Origin of the sequence: Rathayibacter sp. VKM Ac-2929, from assembly GCF_022815495.1 — a bacterium.
Classification (GTDB): Bacteria; Actinomycetota; Actinomycetes; order Actinomycetales; family Microbacteriaceae; genus Rathayibacter; species Rathayibacter festucae.
In genome coordinates this window covers 69489-83976 of the sequence record NZ_JALGRV010000007.1, presented here as the reverse complement: position 1 = coordinate 83976, position 14488 = coordinate 69489, and the positions used below count along the sequence as shown (strand labels likewise).

Sequence of the window (14488 nt, the reverse complement as noted above, 5' to 3'; positions counted from 1 at the left end):
TGTGGGCAGCACGATGCCCCGGAGTGCTCGGCACCCCGGGGCATCGTGCTGCGCGGATCAGACCTCGACGGGCCTCGCGGCCGGCGTGAGGGTGAACCCCTTGAAACCGTTTCCCGCGACTTCGGCGAGGACCTCGGAGTAGGCGCTGATACCTGCCATGTAGAACAGCACGCTGCTCTTCTTGCCCGGGATGTTGGCGCCGAAGATCCACGAGTCGGTCTTGGGGAACACGGTGCCGTCGGCGATGTCCTTGCAGATCACCGACCAGCCGTCCTCCACGTCCTGCGTGGTCTCGATCGTGACCTGCTCGCGCTCGCCGGTCTCGACGAGCTTGGTGATGAACTCGACCTGGACCTCGATGGAGGGCACGAGATTCGTGAACGGGCCGTTCGGGCCGAGCACCATGAACATGTTCGGGAAGCCCGTGGTCGCGATACCGAGGTAGCTGGTCGGTGCATCCCTCCAGTGCTCGTCGGCCGTGACGCCGCCGCGGCCCACGACGTCGATGCGCCGGTAGTTGCCGTCGACGGCGTCGAAGCCCGTCGCGAGGACGAGCACGTCGAGCTCGTGCAGCACGCCGTCAGCGGTCCTGACGCCCTCGGGGACGATCTCGACGATCGGGTTCTCGAGCAGGGCGACCAACTCGACGTTCTCCTGGTTGTAGACCTCGTAGTACCCGAGATTGCACAGGGGGCGCTTGGCGTACGCCTGGGTGGGGGTGAGCTTGCGGGCCGTGTCCGGGTCGGTGACGGTCTGGGCGATCTTGCGACGGATGAAGTCGGCCGCGGCCTCGTTCGACTCGAGGTCGACCGCCAGGTCGTTGAACGTGCCGAACATGAAGTAGAAGCCGTTGCCGCGGGCCCAGGCCTCCTCGAAGACGCGCTCGCGCTCCTCCGGGGTCACCGACGAGGCGGGGACGGTCGACTCCTCGAAGCCGAAGGCGACCTGCGATCCGCGCACCTGCTTCCAGATGTCGTCGTACCGGGCCTTGACGCTGTCGACCTCGCCGGGCTCGACGGGGCCGTTCCCCGACGGGACGCAGTACTGCGGGTTGCGCTGGAAGACGGTGAGGTGCTCGGCCTTCTTCGACGCGGCGACGATGAACTGGGTGCCGGTCGACCCGGTGCCGATGACGCCGACGCGCTTGCCCTCGAGAGTGAGGTCGTCGGGCCACTCCGCCGTGTGCGCGAGGGTGCCCTGGAAGGTGTCGATGCCCGGGATGTCCGGGACGTTCACCGCGGCGAGCAGGCCGAGGGCCGTCACGACGTAGCGCGCGGTGAACGACTCGCCGGCGCCCGTGGTCACGGTCCAGGTGTCGGTTGCCTCGTCGAGGACGATGGAGGTGATCTCGCTGTCGAGCTGGATGTCCTTCAGGAGATCGTGACGGCGGACGACCTCCTCGAGGTAGGCGAGGATGTCCGGCTGGTCGATGTACTTGCGGCTCCAGCTCCACTCCTGCAGCAGCTCCTTGTCGAAGGAGTAGCGGTAGAAGGGGCTCTCGGTGTCGGACATCGCGCCGGGGTACTTGTTCCAGAACCACGTTCCGCCGATGCCCGAGCCCTTCTCGAACAGGCGGACGCGGAGTCCGAGCTCTTCGCGCAGGGTGTACAGCTGGTAGATGCCGGCGAAACCGGCGCCGACGACGACCGCGTCGTAATCCGTCTCGAGGTGCGGGTTTGTCATAGGTGACTCCTTCGTCAGCTTGGGTCCCTCAGGAAGTCTCACTGTGACACCGGCATTGGATCCGTTCCAATACCAAGTGAGAGAGGCACTCTTACCCAGCGAGAATGAATCACCCCGGCGTCGGCAGGACCGATTCCGACAGGCGGAGGACGGCGTGCACGGCGCGGTCGTCGCTGTCCGCCCGCCAGGCCATCCTCAGCTCGATCGGCTCGACGTCCTCCCTCAGGCGCAGGAACCGCAGGTGCGGGTCGGCGATGCTCGGGATGATCGAGGAGAGGGTGAGCGAGCACCCGATCTCCGCCGAGACGAGGGACATCAGTGTCCAGGTGTCCGACGCGTCCTGGACGATGTCGGCGACGTAGCCGGCGTCGCGGGTCATCTGGTGGAGCCGGTCGTTCAGCACCGAGCCGAGCTCTGCGGGGAGCGTCACGAAGCGGTCGTCGCGGAACTCCGCGATCGACACCTCCTCGCGATCCGCCAGCCGGTGGGTCTCCGGAACCGCCATCACCAGCTCCTCCACGGCGATGACGCGGGTCTCGACACTGTCGGGCAGGTGATCCCAACGGCCGAGGATGATGTCGACGTCGCCGCGGGTGAGCAGCCGCATCGCCTTGTGCGCGAAGTTCTGGCTCAGCAGCTCCAGGTCCACTCCCGGGTGGCGCTGGTTCACCGCGCGGGCGAGTCGCCCGACGAGGACGTTGGACGATGCACCGGCGTAGGCCAGACGGGCCCGGCCGATCTCGCCCAGCTCCGCCGCCTTGGCCACGGTGCCCAGTCGCTCGAGCGAGTCGAGCACCTCGCGGGCGGGCTGAACCAGGGACGCTCCGACCGAGGTCAGCGTCACGCGGCGGGTCGACCGCTCGAAGAGCAGGGCGCCAAGCTCGCGCTCGAGCTGCTTGATGCTGCGGCTGACGGGCGGCTGTGCCATATGCAGCTTCTCGGCGGCCTTGCCGAAGTGCAGCTCCTCGGCCACGGCTAGGAACGCTCTGATCTGCTGGATCTCCATGCCGAAATGATGGCACGACGGGTATCAATCACCGGCCCTTTGGGTATTGGACCGTCATGAACCGTCCTGACAGGCTGACGGGACGGCTCCGACGAAGGTGATGCGATGACGATCTCCGATGCACGCGGCGAGACGACTCGCCGCCCGCCCGCCAAGGGCCCCTTCGACGGGCTCCTGATCGCCGACTTCGGCCGGGTACTCGCCGGACCGTACGCCACGATGCTGCTCGCGGATCTGGGCGCCACGGTGATAAAGGTCGAGAGCGCTGCCGGGGACGAGACACGCAGCTGGACTCCGCCGCAGCGGGACGGAGAGTCGACCTACTACCTCTCGATCAACCGCAACAAGAACTCCATCGTCCTCGATCTCGCGGACCAGGACGACCTCCGCGTTGCGCGACGGCTGGCCGAGCGCGCCGACGTGGTGACCGAGAACTTCAAGCCCGGCGGGATGAAGCGCTTCGGCCTCGACTACGCCTCCGTCTCGGCGACGAACCCCGCCGTCGTGTACGCCTCGATCACGGGGTTCGGCACCGCCGGCGGCGCCGGCCTGCCGGGCTACGACCTGCTCGTGCAGGCGATGTCCGGAATGATGACGCTGACCGGACCTGAGGACGGTGAGGGCTACCGCTCCGGCGTCGCCGTGTTCGACGTCATCACCGGGCTGCACACGGCGATCGGCATCGTCACCGCGCTTTACCATCGCGAGCGCACCGGCGAGGGGCAGCACGTCGAGCTGAATCTGCTCTCCTCGGCGCTCTCCGGCCTGGTGAACCAGACCGGGGGCTACCTGCTGAGCGGGAAGGTCCCCACACGCCTCGGCAACGACCACCCGAGCATCTATCCCTACGCCCCGTTCCCGACCGCCGACGGCGAGCTTGTGCTGACCATCGGCAATGACGCCCAGTTCGGCGCGCTGTGCGACGCTCTCGGCCTCGCCGGCGTCGCCGCCGACCCGCGCTTCTGCTCGAACGCGCTGCGCAGCGCCCATCGGAGCGAGCTGCGTCCCTTGCTGGTGGCTCGGCTCGCCGGAGCGACCGCGCAGGAGTGGTTCGAGCGGCTGTCCGCCTTGCGGCTCCCCTGTGCTCCGGTGCTCGACGTCGCCGGAGGGATCGCCTTCGCCGAGAGCATCGGCCTGGATCCCGTCGTGACCGCCGGGACCGGTGAGCGAGCCATGCCGGGAATCCGCCACCCCATCACCTTCTCGCGGACTCCCGCCGACTACCGCCTGGGCCCGCCGGCGCTCGGGCAGGACGGCGACAGCATCCGCGCCTGGCTCGAAGGAACCGACGAGCTCGACCCCCAGACGATGACCGAGGAAGGTCAGCCCGCATGAGCACCGATCCCCTGCGTCCTGTCGACGTGGACTTCTACGCCCTCGACGACTACCTCGACGACGACGACCGTGCCGTCGTCGCCAAGGTGCGCGGCTTCGTCCAGCAGCACGTCCTCCCGAACATCAACGAGGCCTGGGAGCGGGCCGACTTCCCGTGGCAGATCCTGCCCGCCTTCGCCGATCTCGGGATCGCCGGCACCGCCATCCAGGGCTACGGGTGCCCGGGCCTGACCCGGCTGCAGACCGGGCTGGTCGCCATGGAGCTCTCCCGTGGCGACGGCAGCGTCAACACGCTCAACGCCGTGCAGTCCGGACTCGCCATGGGCAGCATCGCGCTGCTCGGCAGTGAGGAGCAGAAGCAGCGCTGGCTGCCCGACCTCGCCGCAGTGCGAAAGCTCGGAGCCTTCGCGCTCACAGAACCGGAGCACGGCTCCGATTCCGTCGCGCTCGAGACCTCGGCGCGCCGGGACGGCGACCACTACGTCATCAACGGAGCCAAGCGCTGGATCGGCCTCGGCCACATCGCCGACGTCGTGATCCTCTGGGCCCGCGACGTCTCCGACTCGAAGGTCAAGGCCTTCGTCCTCGAGAAGAACGCCGACGGCAGCTACCCCGAGGGCTACGACGCGCGGGCGATCGAGGGCAAGATCGCGAAGCGCGCCATCCAGCAGGCGCACATCGAGATCGTCGACGTCCGCATCCCCGTCGCGAACCGGCTCGAGAAGTCGACCTCGTTCCGCGACGTCGGCTCCATCCTGAACCGCACCCGCAGCACTGTGGCCTGGGAGTCCCTCGGCCACGCGACGGCCGCGTACGAGATTGCGGCCCGCTACGTGCACGAGCGCGTGCAGTTCGGCAAGCCGATCGCCAGCTTCCAGCTGGTGCAGAACTCGCTCGCGAACATGCTCGCCGACCTCACGGCGATGCAGCTGATGTGCTTCCGGACCGGCGTGCTGCAGGACCAGGGCCGTCTCTCCAACGAGCAGGCCTCGCTCTCGAAGATGTTCACCGGGCAGAAGGCGCGCCAGCTCTGCCGCGACGCGCGCGATCTGCTCGGCGGCAACGGGCTCCTGCTCGAGAACCACGTCGCACGCCATCTCACCGACATGGAGGTCGTGCACACCTACGAGGGCACCGACTTCATCCAGTCCCTGATCATCGGCCGCGAGATCACCGGGATCTCGGCGTTCTCCTGAGCGCTACTCCAGGACCCGCGGGTCCACCACCTCATCCGCACAACTCGAAGGAGAGAACACCATGACTCGTCAGAGCAACGGCAAGGTCGCCCTGGTCACCGGAGCCGGACAGGGGATCGGCGAGGCCATCGCGCAGCGCCTCCACGCCGACGGCTTCGGCGTCGCGCTCGCGGACATCGACACCTCGAAGACCGACCGCGTCGCCGAGGCCCTCGGCGGCCGCGACGCCGGGGCGATCAGCCTCCACATCGACGTGGCCGACCGGCAGAGCGTGCACGACGCCGTCGCCGCAGCGACGCGGGAGCTCGGCGGCTTCGACGTCATCGTGAACAACGCTGGCATCGCTCCGCTGTCCGCGATCGAGGACATCACGCCGGAGTCGGTCGAGCGGCTGTTCTCGATCAACGTCAACGGAGTGATCTGGGGCGTTCAGGCGGCCGCGGCGGCGTTCCGCGAGCTCGGCCACGGCGGCAAGATCATCGCTGCCGCCTCGCAGGCCGGGCACGTCGGCAACCCGGGCATCGCCCTGTACTCCGCGACCAAGTTCGCCGTCCGCGGGTTCACGCAGTCGGCCGCTCGCGACCTCGCGAAGCACGGCATCACCGTGAACACCTACGCGCCCGGCATCGTGCGCACGCCGATGATGGAGGCTGTCGCGAAGGACACCGCCGACGCCGCCGGCAAGCCCGAGGCGTGGGGCTGGGAGCAGTTCACCTCGGGGATCACCCTCGATCGCATCTCGGAGCCGAGCGACATCGCGAACGTCGTGTCGTTCCTGGCCGGCCCCGACTCCGACTACATCACCGGGCAGTCGATCCTGGTCGACGGCGGCATGGTCTTCAACTGATGCACGGCGAGACGGCGAGCGGGCGGGCGCGATGGAGACGCTGAGGATCGACGACGGCGGCGACCGGCTCCGCGTGGCGCTGCACCGCCCCGCCGTCCGCAACGCCATCGACGAGGTGATGGCGTCCGAGCTCCACGAGGTGTGCGCCGACCTCGAGGAGAAGCCGCGGATCCTCATCCTGACCGGATCGAGCACTCCCGAGCGAGGCGTCTTCGCCAGCGGCGCCGACATCGGCACGCTGCTCGGTCGAGGGCGGGACCAGGCGCTCCGCGGCTTCAACGCGCGGCTCTTCTCGCGGATCGCCGCACTGCCGATGCCCGTCATCGCCGCCGTGGACGGCTACGCCCTCGGTGGAGGCGCGGAACTGGCGTACGCGGCAGACATCCGGGTCGCTTCCGACCGCGCCGTCTTCGGCAACCCCGAGACGGGCCTCGGCATCATCGCCGCGGCGGGCGGGACCTGGCGGCTGCCTCGCCTGGTGGGCGAGCCCCTCGCGAAGGAGATGCTCCTCGCGGGGCGCCGGCTCTCGGCTCAGGAGGCGCTGGACGTGCACCTGGTCGCATCGGTGCATCCTCCCGAGGAGCTCGCCGCCGCGGCCGAGCGGGTCGCCGACGGCGTCGCCGCTCAGGATCCGCTGGCGGTCCAGCTCGCCAAGCGACTGCTCGACGCACCGGCCGGCGCGCATCCGCTGGTCGACGACCTCGCGCAGGCGATCCTGTTCGAGTCGGAGGCCAAGCGGGAGCGCATGACCCGCTTCCTCGACCGTTCCAGCACCCCTGAGATCCCCAGCACCCCTGAGAGGGAGAACCGATGAGCGGCAGCTTCGTCTACGACGCCGTGCGCACCCCGTTCGGACGTGCGGGCGGCGCCCTCTCGGGCGTCAGGCCCGACGACCTCGCGGCGGTGGTCATGCGAGCGATCGTGGAGCGGACCGGAACCGACCCCGCTCGCATCGGCGACGTGATCTTCGGCGACGCCAATCAGGCCGGCGAGGACAATCGCAACGTCGCCCGCTTCGGCGCCCTGCTGGCGGGCTTCCCCACCTCGGTGACCGGAGTGACGGTCAACCGGCTCTGCGCCTCGTCCCTGGAAGCCGTCTTTCAGGGCTCGCGGGCCATCGAGAGCGGCGATGCCGACCTCGTCCTGGCCGGCGGCGTGGAGTCGATGAGCCGGGCCCCGTGGGTCGTCGAGAAATCGGCCAAGCCCTACCCCGCAGTGGGCAACCAGACCCTCTGGAACACCGCGATCGGCTGGCGGATGACGAACCCGCGCCTCCCCTCCGCGTGGACGATCTCGAACGGCGAGTCGGCCGAGAAGATCGCCCGGGAGTGGGGCGTCTCCCGCGAGGACCAGGACGCCTTCGCCGTGCGCAGCCACGAGCGGGCCGCCGCGGCCTGGCGCGAGGGGTCCATCTCCGCCGAGATCGTGCAGGTACCCGGAGCGCAGCTCGACCGCGACGAGGGGATCCGGGACGGCTCCACCATCGAGAAGCTGGCCGGTCTCACGCCGCTCTTCGACGCCGCGGGATCCGTGACGGCGGGCAACTCCTCCTCGATCAACGACGGGGCCTCCGCCGTGCTCCTCGGAGCCGAGGGAGCACTCGACATCGAGCCGCTCGCCCGCATCACGGGGCGGGGCTGGCACGGTGTCGATCCCGACGTCTTCCCGATCGCGCCCATCGAGGCCGCGAACAAGGCTCTCGCCCGCGCCGGGCGGACCTGGGCCGACGTCGACCTCGTCGAGCTCAACGAGGCGTTCGCCTCTCAGTCCCTCGCCTGCCTCCGCGGCTGGCCGGAGCTCGACCCCGAGAAGCTGAACGTCCACGGCGGCGCCCTCGCCATCGGTCATCCCCTCGGCGCGTCGGGCGGACGCGTCGTGGCCCATGCCGCCCAGGAGCTGAAGCGGCGCGGCGGCGGGGTCGCGGTCGCCGCCCTGTGCATCGGGGTCGGCCAGGGGCTGGCGGTCGTGCTCGAGCGCTGACCGGTCGAGGTGGATGCCGCTCACCCTCCGGTCGGGAGCACCGGACGGATCCGCGTGAGCACCGTCCCCCGGAGCACTGCCGCCAGCGCGGCGGCCGTGCAGAGGACAGCGACGAGAGCGAGAGTCGTTCCCCAGCCGGTCGCCGCGTATGCGAGACCGCCCAGCCAGCCGAACAGGCTCGTGCCTCCGAGCCAGGCGATCTGGTAGAGCGCCGTGCTCTGCGGCCGACCGACCCGGGCGGAGCGCCCGCTGAGGCCGCCCGCGAGGGGATGCGTAGTGAAGCAGCCGAGCGTGAAGAGGACGAGTCCGGCGACCATGAGCACGAGGGAGTCCGACGCCATCATCGGGAGCGAGACCAGCATGCCGGCGCTGCCCGCGACCATCGCACGGGCGGTTCCCGCTCTCCGGGCCAGGGCGCCCGAGCGCTGCGCCGCGAAGGACCCCGCGAGGTAGACGATGAACAGGAGGCTGGCGGCCCAGGCCGGCAGGCCGATGTCCGGCTCCTGCACGCGGTAGCCGAAGACGTTGTAGACGGCCCCGAAGGCCCCCATGAGCAGGAAGCCCTGGAGGTAGAGCGCCAGCATGGACGGATCGCGGAGATTGGCGAGGAGAGCGTGCCCCGTCCCGTGCGGCGGCTCCGCCGGCCGGTGATCGGCGAGTCGCCGCGAGAGGACGAGGAGCGCCACGACCGCCACCGCAGCCGTTCCCGCGCTCGTCCAGAAGGCGGCGCGCCAGCCTCCGACGTCGGCGACCGCCCCCGACGCGAGGCGGCCGACGATCCCCCCGAGCGTGTTCCCGGCGACGAACGTGCCCGCGACGTGTGCCGCCCACCTTCCGTCGACCCGCTCGGCGATGGAGGCCATGCCGACCGCCGGTGCGGCGCCGAGCGCCAGGCCTTCGACGAACCGGACCGCGACCACGCTCGGCAGATCCGGGAGGAAGGGGATGGCCAGCGCGAACAGGAGGGCGAGGAGGAGGGAGATCCGGATCGTCCGCAGTCGGCCGAGGCGATTCGAGAGGCCGGCCCAGCCGAGGACGCCGGCGGCGACCCCGAGCGTGGTCGCGGAGACCGTCATCGAGGCGGCGTCTGCATCGACGGCGAGCTGCTGGGAGAGCGCGGGCAGGAAGGCCTGGGGCGCGAACAGGAGGGCGAAGGTGGCGAAGCCTGCGAGGAAGAGCGTCCAGACGAAGACGGACCAGCCCGGCGCACCGGGTGCGAGTAGTCCCTCGGCCGAGTCCTCCTCGCGCTGAGGGACCCGCTCCGCGGAAGGACGGGAGCGGATCGAGCGGGAACGGCGCTCAGGCACGAGAGATCAGAGCAGCGCGGACAGCGGGCAGCACCTCGGTGGCGAGCAGCTCGATCGACGCCAGCGTGTCGCGCTGGGAGAGGCCGCCGAGGCCGACCTGGGCGAGGAACCGGGTGTGTCCGAGGATCTCGTGCTCCCAGAGGATCTTGTCGATGATCTCCGCAGGGCTGCCGGCGAAGAGGGCACCGCGGGGGCTCGCCCAAATATCGAAGGACGGGCGGTCGAGGTACCCGACCCGCGGCATGTTCTGCCCGATGTACGACGAGTAGTGGGGGAAGAACGTGCTCCGGGCGCCCTGCGAGGTCGGCTCGGCGTAGAAGTGCGAGGTCACTCCGATGCGGCCGGGCGGCAGCCCCGCTTCCTCCGCGGCGCGCTCGTGCAGTCGGGCCAGCGCGGAGAACCGCTCCGGGTCGCCGAGGATCGCGAAGTACAGCGGAAGCCCCCGCGTCGCCGCGCGGACGACGGACTCCGGTGTGCCGCCGACGGCGATCCACACGGGAAGCTCGTCCTGCAGGGGGCGCGGCCAGATCCCGGCATCGCGCAAAGGCGGCCTGGTCGTCCCCGCCCACGTGAGGGGATTCTGTTCGCGGAGCTGCAGGAGTAGATCGAGCCGGTCCTCGAAGTACTCGTCGTACCGATTGAGCGATTGGCCGAAGAGGGGGAACGACTCGACGTAGGCTCCGCGGCCGGCGGTGATCTCCGCGCGGCCGCCGCTGAGCTGGTCGAGCTGTGCGAAGTCCTCGAAGACCCGGACGGGATCCGAGCTGGAGAGGACGGTGACCGTGCTCGTCAGCCGGATTCGACTGGTCTGTGCGGCCACCGCGGCCAGCATCAGCTGCGGCGAGGCGACGGCGAAGTCCTCGCGATGGTGCTCGCCGACGCCGAAGAGGTCGAGTCCTGCTTCGTCGGCGACGCGAGCCCATTCGAGGATGTTCTGCATCCGCCGGGAGGGGTCGATCGGCTTCCCCGCCTGGTCCTTCGTCAACTCCCCGAAGGTGAAGACCCCGATCTCGAACGTGCTCGCGGCGCTCATCCGGCGGGGACTGCTGCAGGGCCGAGCTCAGCGGTGAGGAAGGTGCGCACATCGGCGATCTCGCGAGCATCGATGCTGTGGGCGAGGCCCGGGTAGATCCGCTCGACGAGGGTGCTGTGCCTCGGGAGGAACGCGGCGGTGCGGTCGACGGCGGGTCCCGTGATCACGCGATCGTCGGATCCTCTCCCCCAGAAGACGGCCGGCTGGACATCGGTCAGCACGTCGTCGCCCGGCTGCTTCGCACCCAGGACGAAGCCGCCGAGGATCACCGGAGCGAGCACTCGCGCGGGGCGCGTGCGCAGCAGCTGGCTGGCCATCAGCCCGCCCTGGGAGAACCCGATCGGCACGATCATCGTGTCCGGATCGACGTTCGCGTCGATCCAGGACCAGATCGCATCGGTCGCGTCGACGACGGGCGCCTCGGCTGGGTCGCCGGGGGTGGTGATGGCGAACCACGCGGCTCCGCCGTTGCCGAGCTCGATCGGCGCCCGGAGCGAGACCCAGGGCAGGGTCGTGCCGAGGGCGGAGACGAGACCGGGAAGGTCGCGCTCGTTCGAGCCGTAGCCGTGCAGGAGCACGACTGCCGCCGGCCCGGAGAGGGTCTGGTTCGCCGTGCCGGGCCTGCGCTCGGCCTGGAGGATGGAGAGAGTCATCGGGCGAGCAGCTCCTCGGTGCTGATGTCGGACAGGGCGACGGTGATCCGCGTGCCCCAGGGGTCGTGGACGACGACGGAGCGTCCGTCGGAGTCGAAGGGGATCGAGTGACCCCGCAGCCTGCTCTGCAGCGCCTCCAGATCCGCGGAGCCTGCGGCGGTCACGGCGACGTCTCCGAGCCCGAGACTCGCCGCGCGCGGCCCCGCTCCCCCGCTGTTCCACACGTTCATCGCGACGTGGTGGTGGTAGCCGCCGGCCGACGCGAAGAGTGCTCCGGTGTACCCGCTCTGCGTCGTCTCGAAGCCGAGGGCATCGAGGTAGAACGCCTTCGCCGTCGCGAGATCGCCGACCTGCAGGTGGACGTGACCGACCCGTCCCGGCAGGGAGGGGCCTGCGTCGACGGCCGCCTGGGTCAGGTGCTTCCGGAGGTACTCGTTCGGGTCGAGGAAGCTGGTCGTGATGCGGATCTCTCCCGCGTCACGGGCCCACAGCGACCGGTCGCGGTCCGTGTACAGCTCGACGCCGTTCCCCTCCGGGTCGGTGAAGTAGAACGCCTCGCTGACGTGGTGGTCGCTGGACCCGATGAAGCGGTTGTTCGGCAGCTGCGCGGAGCGGTAGACGGTCGCCGCGAGGCTCGGAGCGTCCTCGAAGAGGAAGGCCGTGTGGAACAGGCCGGCCTGCCGCGCGTCGACACCGGGGAGATCCGGGGTGTGGACGAGCTTCACCAGCGGAGTGCCGGCGCGGCCGAGGACCCGGTGGACCTCCCGGCCGCGCCCGGCCTCCTCCAGCGCCTCCATGGCGAAGGCCTGCGAGTAGTAGGAGGACATCGTCTCGAGATCGCCGACCCGGAGGGTCACCGCGCCCATCGACGTGTCGGCGGAGAGGAGGTCGTCACTCGCGGTGGTCATGGTCCTGCGCTTTCTGAGGGGAACGGGATGCTGTCGCCGCCGGTCGGCGGTCAGCGGGGGTGTCGGACTGCGGGACGACGGGTCAGGAGACGACGCCGAAGCCGCCGGTCCAGCTGATCTTCTCGCCGGCGGCGAGGGTGAGCTGGAGGAAGCCGAGCGCCTCGAGCTCGCGCGCGCGCGAGAGCGCGCCGGCGTCGATCGCCCGCACGCCACCCGCGGTGACGAGGTCGATCAGGGCGGCCTTGGCGTCGGCGTCGTCACCGGCGACGAGCACCGTGGTGTCCACGGGGCCGACCTTCGTGGCGGCCAGAGTTCCGGCGAAGGTGGTGTTGAACGCCTTGAGCACCTTCGAGGCGGGCAGGGCCTGCGCGAGCTCGGCCGCGGCGGAGCTCCCGGCGGGAACGACGAGGGAGTCGAAGGTCTCGAAGTCGAGCGGGTTGGTGATGTCGACGACGGTTCGGCCTTCGAGCTGGTCGGCGTACTTCTCGGCGATCGAGGCGAGGGCCGGGTACGGCACGGCGAGCACGACGATGTCGCCGGTGATCGTGGCGTCGTCGGCGGAGCCGACGTGCTGGACGGACGCGCCTGCGGTGGTGACGACACCGGCGATGGCGGTTCCCATGTTCCCGGTTCCGAAGATGGTGACGGTGCTCATGTGCTGCTCCTTCTCGACCTCGAAGGTCATTGGTTGCTGATACAACCAACTTAGCTCAAAGAAGTTGCAGGTACAACCATTTACTAGGATCGGAGCATGGGATCTCCGAACTGGCTGTCGACCGAAGAACGAGAGACGTGGGTGCGGTTCTCCGCGGTCCTGGAGTTGCTCCCGGCCGCCCTCGACTCGCAGCTGACGCAGGACGCCGGGCTGACGCACTTCGACTACTTCGCCCTCGCGATGCTGTCGGAGGCCCCCGACCGCGTCCTCCGCGCGTCCGCGCTGGCGGCGAGGACGAACTCCACGCTGCCCCGGCTCTCCAAGGTCATCAACAGACTGGAGGAGCGAGGGCTCGCGCGCCGGTACCCGTGCCCGGAGGATCGGCGGGCGACGAACATCGTCCTGACCGAGTCGGGCCGGCAGAAAGTCGTCGAGACGGCTCCCGGACACCTGGCGAACGTTCGCGCGATGGTCGTCGATGCACTGACACCCGAGCAGATGAGACAGCTGTCGACGATCTCGGCCGCCCTGCTCACCCGCCTGGATCCGGCGGGAAAGATGCTCGCCTCGGATCGACAGGCCGAGTGACCGTGCTTTACTTGTATCTACAACCAACATTGACCTACGCCCGCAGAACGAGAGACTCCTCATGACCGACACCGCCCTCCTCCTCATCGATCTGCAGAACGACACCGTCCACGCCGACGGCGCCTACGCCTCCTTCGGCGCCGCGGCCCACGCGGCGAGCCAGAACGTCGTCGGCAACTCGCGGACCCTGCTCGACGCCGCGCGCACGGGCGGCGTTCCCGTCTTCCAGAGCCGCATCGTCGTTTACCCGGTCTCCGGCCTCGGCGGAGCCAATGCCCCGATCTTCCAGATGCTCGCCCCCGACACCTTCAAGGTCGGCAGCTGGGGCGCCGCGATCGTCGACGAGCTCGCGCCCGCGGCCGACGAGATCGTCCTCGACCGCACGCGGATGAGCGTCTTCAACGGCACCGAGCTCGACATCATGCTGCGCAACCTCGGAGTCCGGCACCTCGTCGTCGCCGGCGCCTGGACCAACATGGCCGTCGAGCACACCGTCCGCGACGCCGCCGACCACGGCTACACCGTCACCCTGGCCGCCGACGCGACCTCGAGCCTCAGTGCCGAGTGGCAGCACGCCGCACTGAACTTCGCCCTGACCAACATCGCGACCATCAGCGACACCGCAGCGGTCAGCGCGACCTTCACCGCGCGAGACGCGACCCAGGACTGAGCAGACCCCCTTCTCAGGGCCGCCCGGGCTCGTCACGCACCGCAGAGATGGTGCGGAGGCACCCGGGCGCTCCGCTTGTCGCACGCGCACCCGGCGCGGCGACTACTCCGTCGACCCTCAAGGACACTCCCATGACTGCTGACACCTCCCCCCGGACCACCGCCGACGACCACTCGTCGAACCGGAGAGGGCTCCCTCCCCTGCCGTCCTCGCCGTCGGTCGCACTGCTCGTCCTCCGCCTCGCCGTCGGCGCGGTCTTCCTCGCGCATGGAGCGCAGAAGGTCTTCGTCTACGGCTTCGCCGGCACGAGCGGCTCCTTCGCTCAGATGGGCGTTCCGCTCGCGGACATCGCAGGTCCGCTGGTCGGGCTCCTCGAACTCCTCGGCGGGCTCGCTCTCCTCGTCGGAGTCGCGACCCGCTTCGCCGCGCTGGCGCTCGCCTTCGACATGCTCGTCGCCACTTTCCTCGTGCACCTCCCGTTCGGGATCTTCGCGGCCGACGGCGGGTACGAGCTGCCTCTCGCCCTGATCGGCGGTGCGCTCGCTCTGACCATCGCCGGAGCGGGGCGCATCTCTGTCGACGCAGCGCTGACCCGCCGCCGCTAGGGCGTGTCCGACAGCGTGCGGG

The 14488-nt window shown here is 69.9% G+C and carries 15 protein-coding genes; 8 read left to right on the top strand and 7 right to left on the bottom strand.

The genetic code is table 11. The features are described from left to right. Window positions 1-57: 57 nt before the first annotated feature. Both MT355_RS19730 and MT355_RS19725 read right to left on the bottom strand, forming a co-directional pair. The gene (locus MT355_RS19730; protein ID WP_243600834.1) at window positions 58-1683 is read right to left on the bottom strand and encodes an NAD(P)/FAD-dependent oxidoreductase; all 1626 of its coding nucleotides are present in this window, start codon (window positions 1681-1683) and stop codon (window positions 58-60) included. A 109-nt stretch (window positions 1684-1792) separates the two neighbouring features. Then, complete coding sequence (locus tag MT355_RS19725; protein ID WP_132438123.1) at window positions 1793-2689, bottom strand: LysR family transcriptional regulator; 897 nt, start codon at window positions 2687-2689, stop codon at window positions 1793-1795. Between the two features lie 105 nt (window positions 2690-2794). Here MT355_RS19725 and MT355_RS19720 point away from each other — a divergent pair, with 105 nt between their 5' ends. From MT355_RS19720 to MT355_RS19700, 5 genes are all read left to right on the top strand, one after another. Continuing rightward, window positions 2795-4024 (top strand): CaiB/BaiF CoA-transferase family protein, encoded by a 1230-nt coding sequence (locus MT355_RS19720; protein ID WP_132438122.1) that lies wholly within the window; start codon window positions 2795-2797, stop codon window positions 4022-4024. Beyond that, entirely contained in the window at window positions 4021-5220 is a 1200-nt protein-coding gene (locus MT355_RS19715; RefSeq protein WP_132438121.1) for an acyl-CoA dehydrogenase family protein, read from the top strand. Before MT355_RS19720 ends, MT355_RS19715 begins: the two co-directional genes overlap by 4 nt. A gap of 61 nt (window positions 5221-5281) precedes the next feature. Continuing rightward, entirely contained in the window at window positions 5282-6067 is a 786-nt protein-coding gene (locus tag MT355_RS19710; protein WP_132438120.1) for a (S)-acetoin forming diacetyl reductase, read from the top strand. Window positions 6068-6098: 31 nt separating this feature from the next. Continuing rightward, window positions 6099-6881, top strand: a complete 783-nt coding sequence (locus MT355_RS19705) for an enoyl-CoA hydratase/isomerase family protein (RefSeq protein ID WP_243600833.1) — start codon at window positions 6099-6101, stop codon at window positions 6879-6881. Continuing rightward, window positions 6878-8047 (top strand): thiolase family protein, encoded by a 1170-nt coding sequence (locus MT355_RS19700; protein WP_243600832.1) that lies wholly within the window; start codon window positions 6878-6880, stop codon window positions 8045-8047. The genes MT355_RS19705 and MT355_RS19700 overlap by 4 nt, the downstream gene beginning before the upstream one ends. A gap of 20 nt (window positions 8048-8067) precedes the next feature. Here MT355_RS19700 and MT355_RS19695 read toward each other — a convergent pair whose 3' ends face one another. From MT355_RS19695 to MT355_RS19675, 5 genes are all read right to left on the bottom strand, one after another. Next, window positions 8068-9354 (bottom strand): MFS transporter, encoded by a 1287-nt coding sequence (locus MT355_RS19695; RefSeq protein ID WP_243600831.1) that lies wholly within the window; start codon window positions 9352-9354, stop codon window positions 8068-8070. After that, window positions 9347-10387, bottom strand: coding sequence for an LLM class flavin-dependent oxidoreductase (locus tag MT355_RS19690; RefSeq protein ID WP_243600830.1), 1041 nt, complete (start codon window positions 10385-10387; stop codon window positions 9347-9349). Before MT355_RS19690 ends, MT355_RS19695 begins: the two co-directional genes overlap by 8 nt. Further along, entirely contained in the window at window positions 10384-11040 is a 657-nt protein-coding gene (locus MT355_RS19685; RefSeq protein ID WP_243600829.1) for an alpha/beta hydrolase, read from the bottom strand. The genes MT355_RS19690 and MT355_RS19685 overlap by 4 nt, the downstream gene beginning before the upstream one ends. Then, the gene (locus tag MT355_RS19680; RefSeq protein ID WP_243600828.1) at window positions 11037-11948 is read right to left on the bottom strand and encodes a VOC family protein; all 912 of its coding nucleotides are present in this window, start codon (window positions 11946-11948) and stop codon (window positions 11037-11039) included. The genes MT355_RS19685 and MT355_RS19680 overlap by 4 nt, the downstream gene beginning before the upstream one ends. Before the next feature lie 82 nt (window positions 11949-12030). Further along, window positions 12031-12603 (bottom strand): NADPH-dependent F420 reductase, encoded by a 573-nt coding sequence (locus MT355_RS19675; protein ID WP_243600827.1) that lies wholly within the window; start codon window positions 12601-12603, stop codon window positions 12031-12033. A 96-nt stretch (window positions 12604-12699) separates the two neighbouring features. Between MT355_RS19675 and MT355_RS19670 the strand changes: the two genes are divergently transcribed. The 3 genes from MT355_RS19670 to MT355_RS19660 all read left to right on the top strand — a co-directional run bounded on the left by MT355_RS19670 (window position 12700) and on the right by MT355_RS19660 (window position 14466). Further along, the gene (locus MT355_RS19670; RefSeq protein WP_243600826.1) at window positions 12700-13191 is read left to right on the top strand and encodes a MarR family winged helix-turn-helix transcriptional regulator; all 492 of its coding nucleotides are present in this window, start codon (window positions 12700-12702) and stop codon (window positions 13189-13191) included. 61 nt (window positions 13192-13252) lie between these two features. Beyond that, window positions 13253-13861, top strand: coding sequence for a cysteine hydrolase family protein (locus MT355_RS19665; RefSeq protein ID WP_243600825.1), 609 nt, complete (start codon window positions 13253-13255; stop codon window positions 13859-13861). Between the two features lie 131 nt (window positions 13862-13992). After that, entirely contained in the window at window positions 13993-14466 is a 474-nt protein-coding gene (locus MT355_RS19660; RefSeq protein ID WP_243600824.1) for a DoxX family protein, read from the top strand. The last annotated feature ends 22 nt before the right edge of the window (window positions 14467-14488 follow it).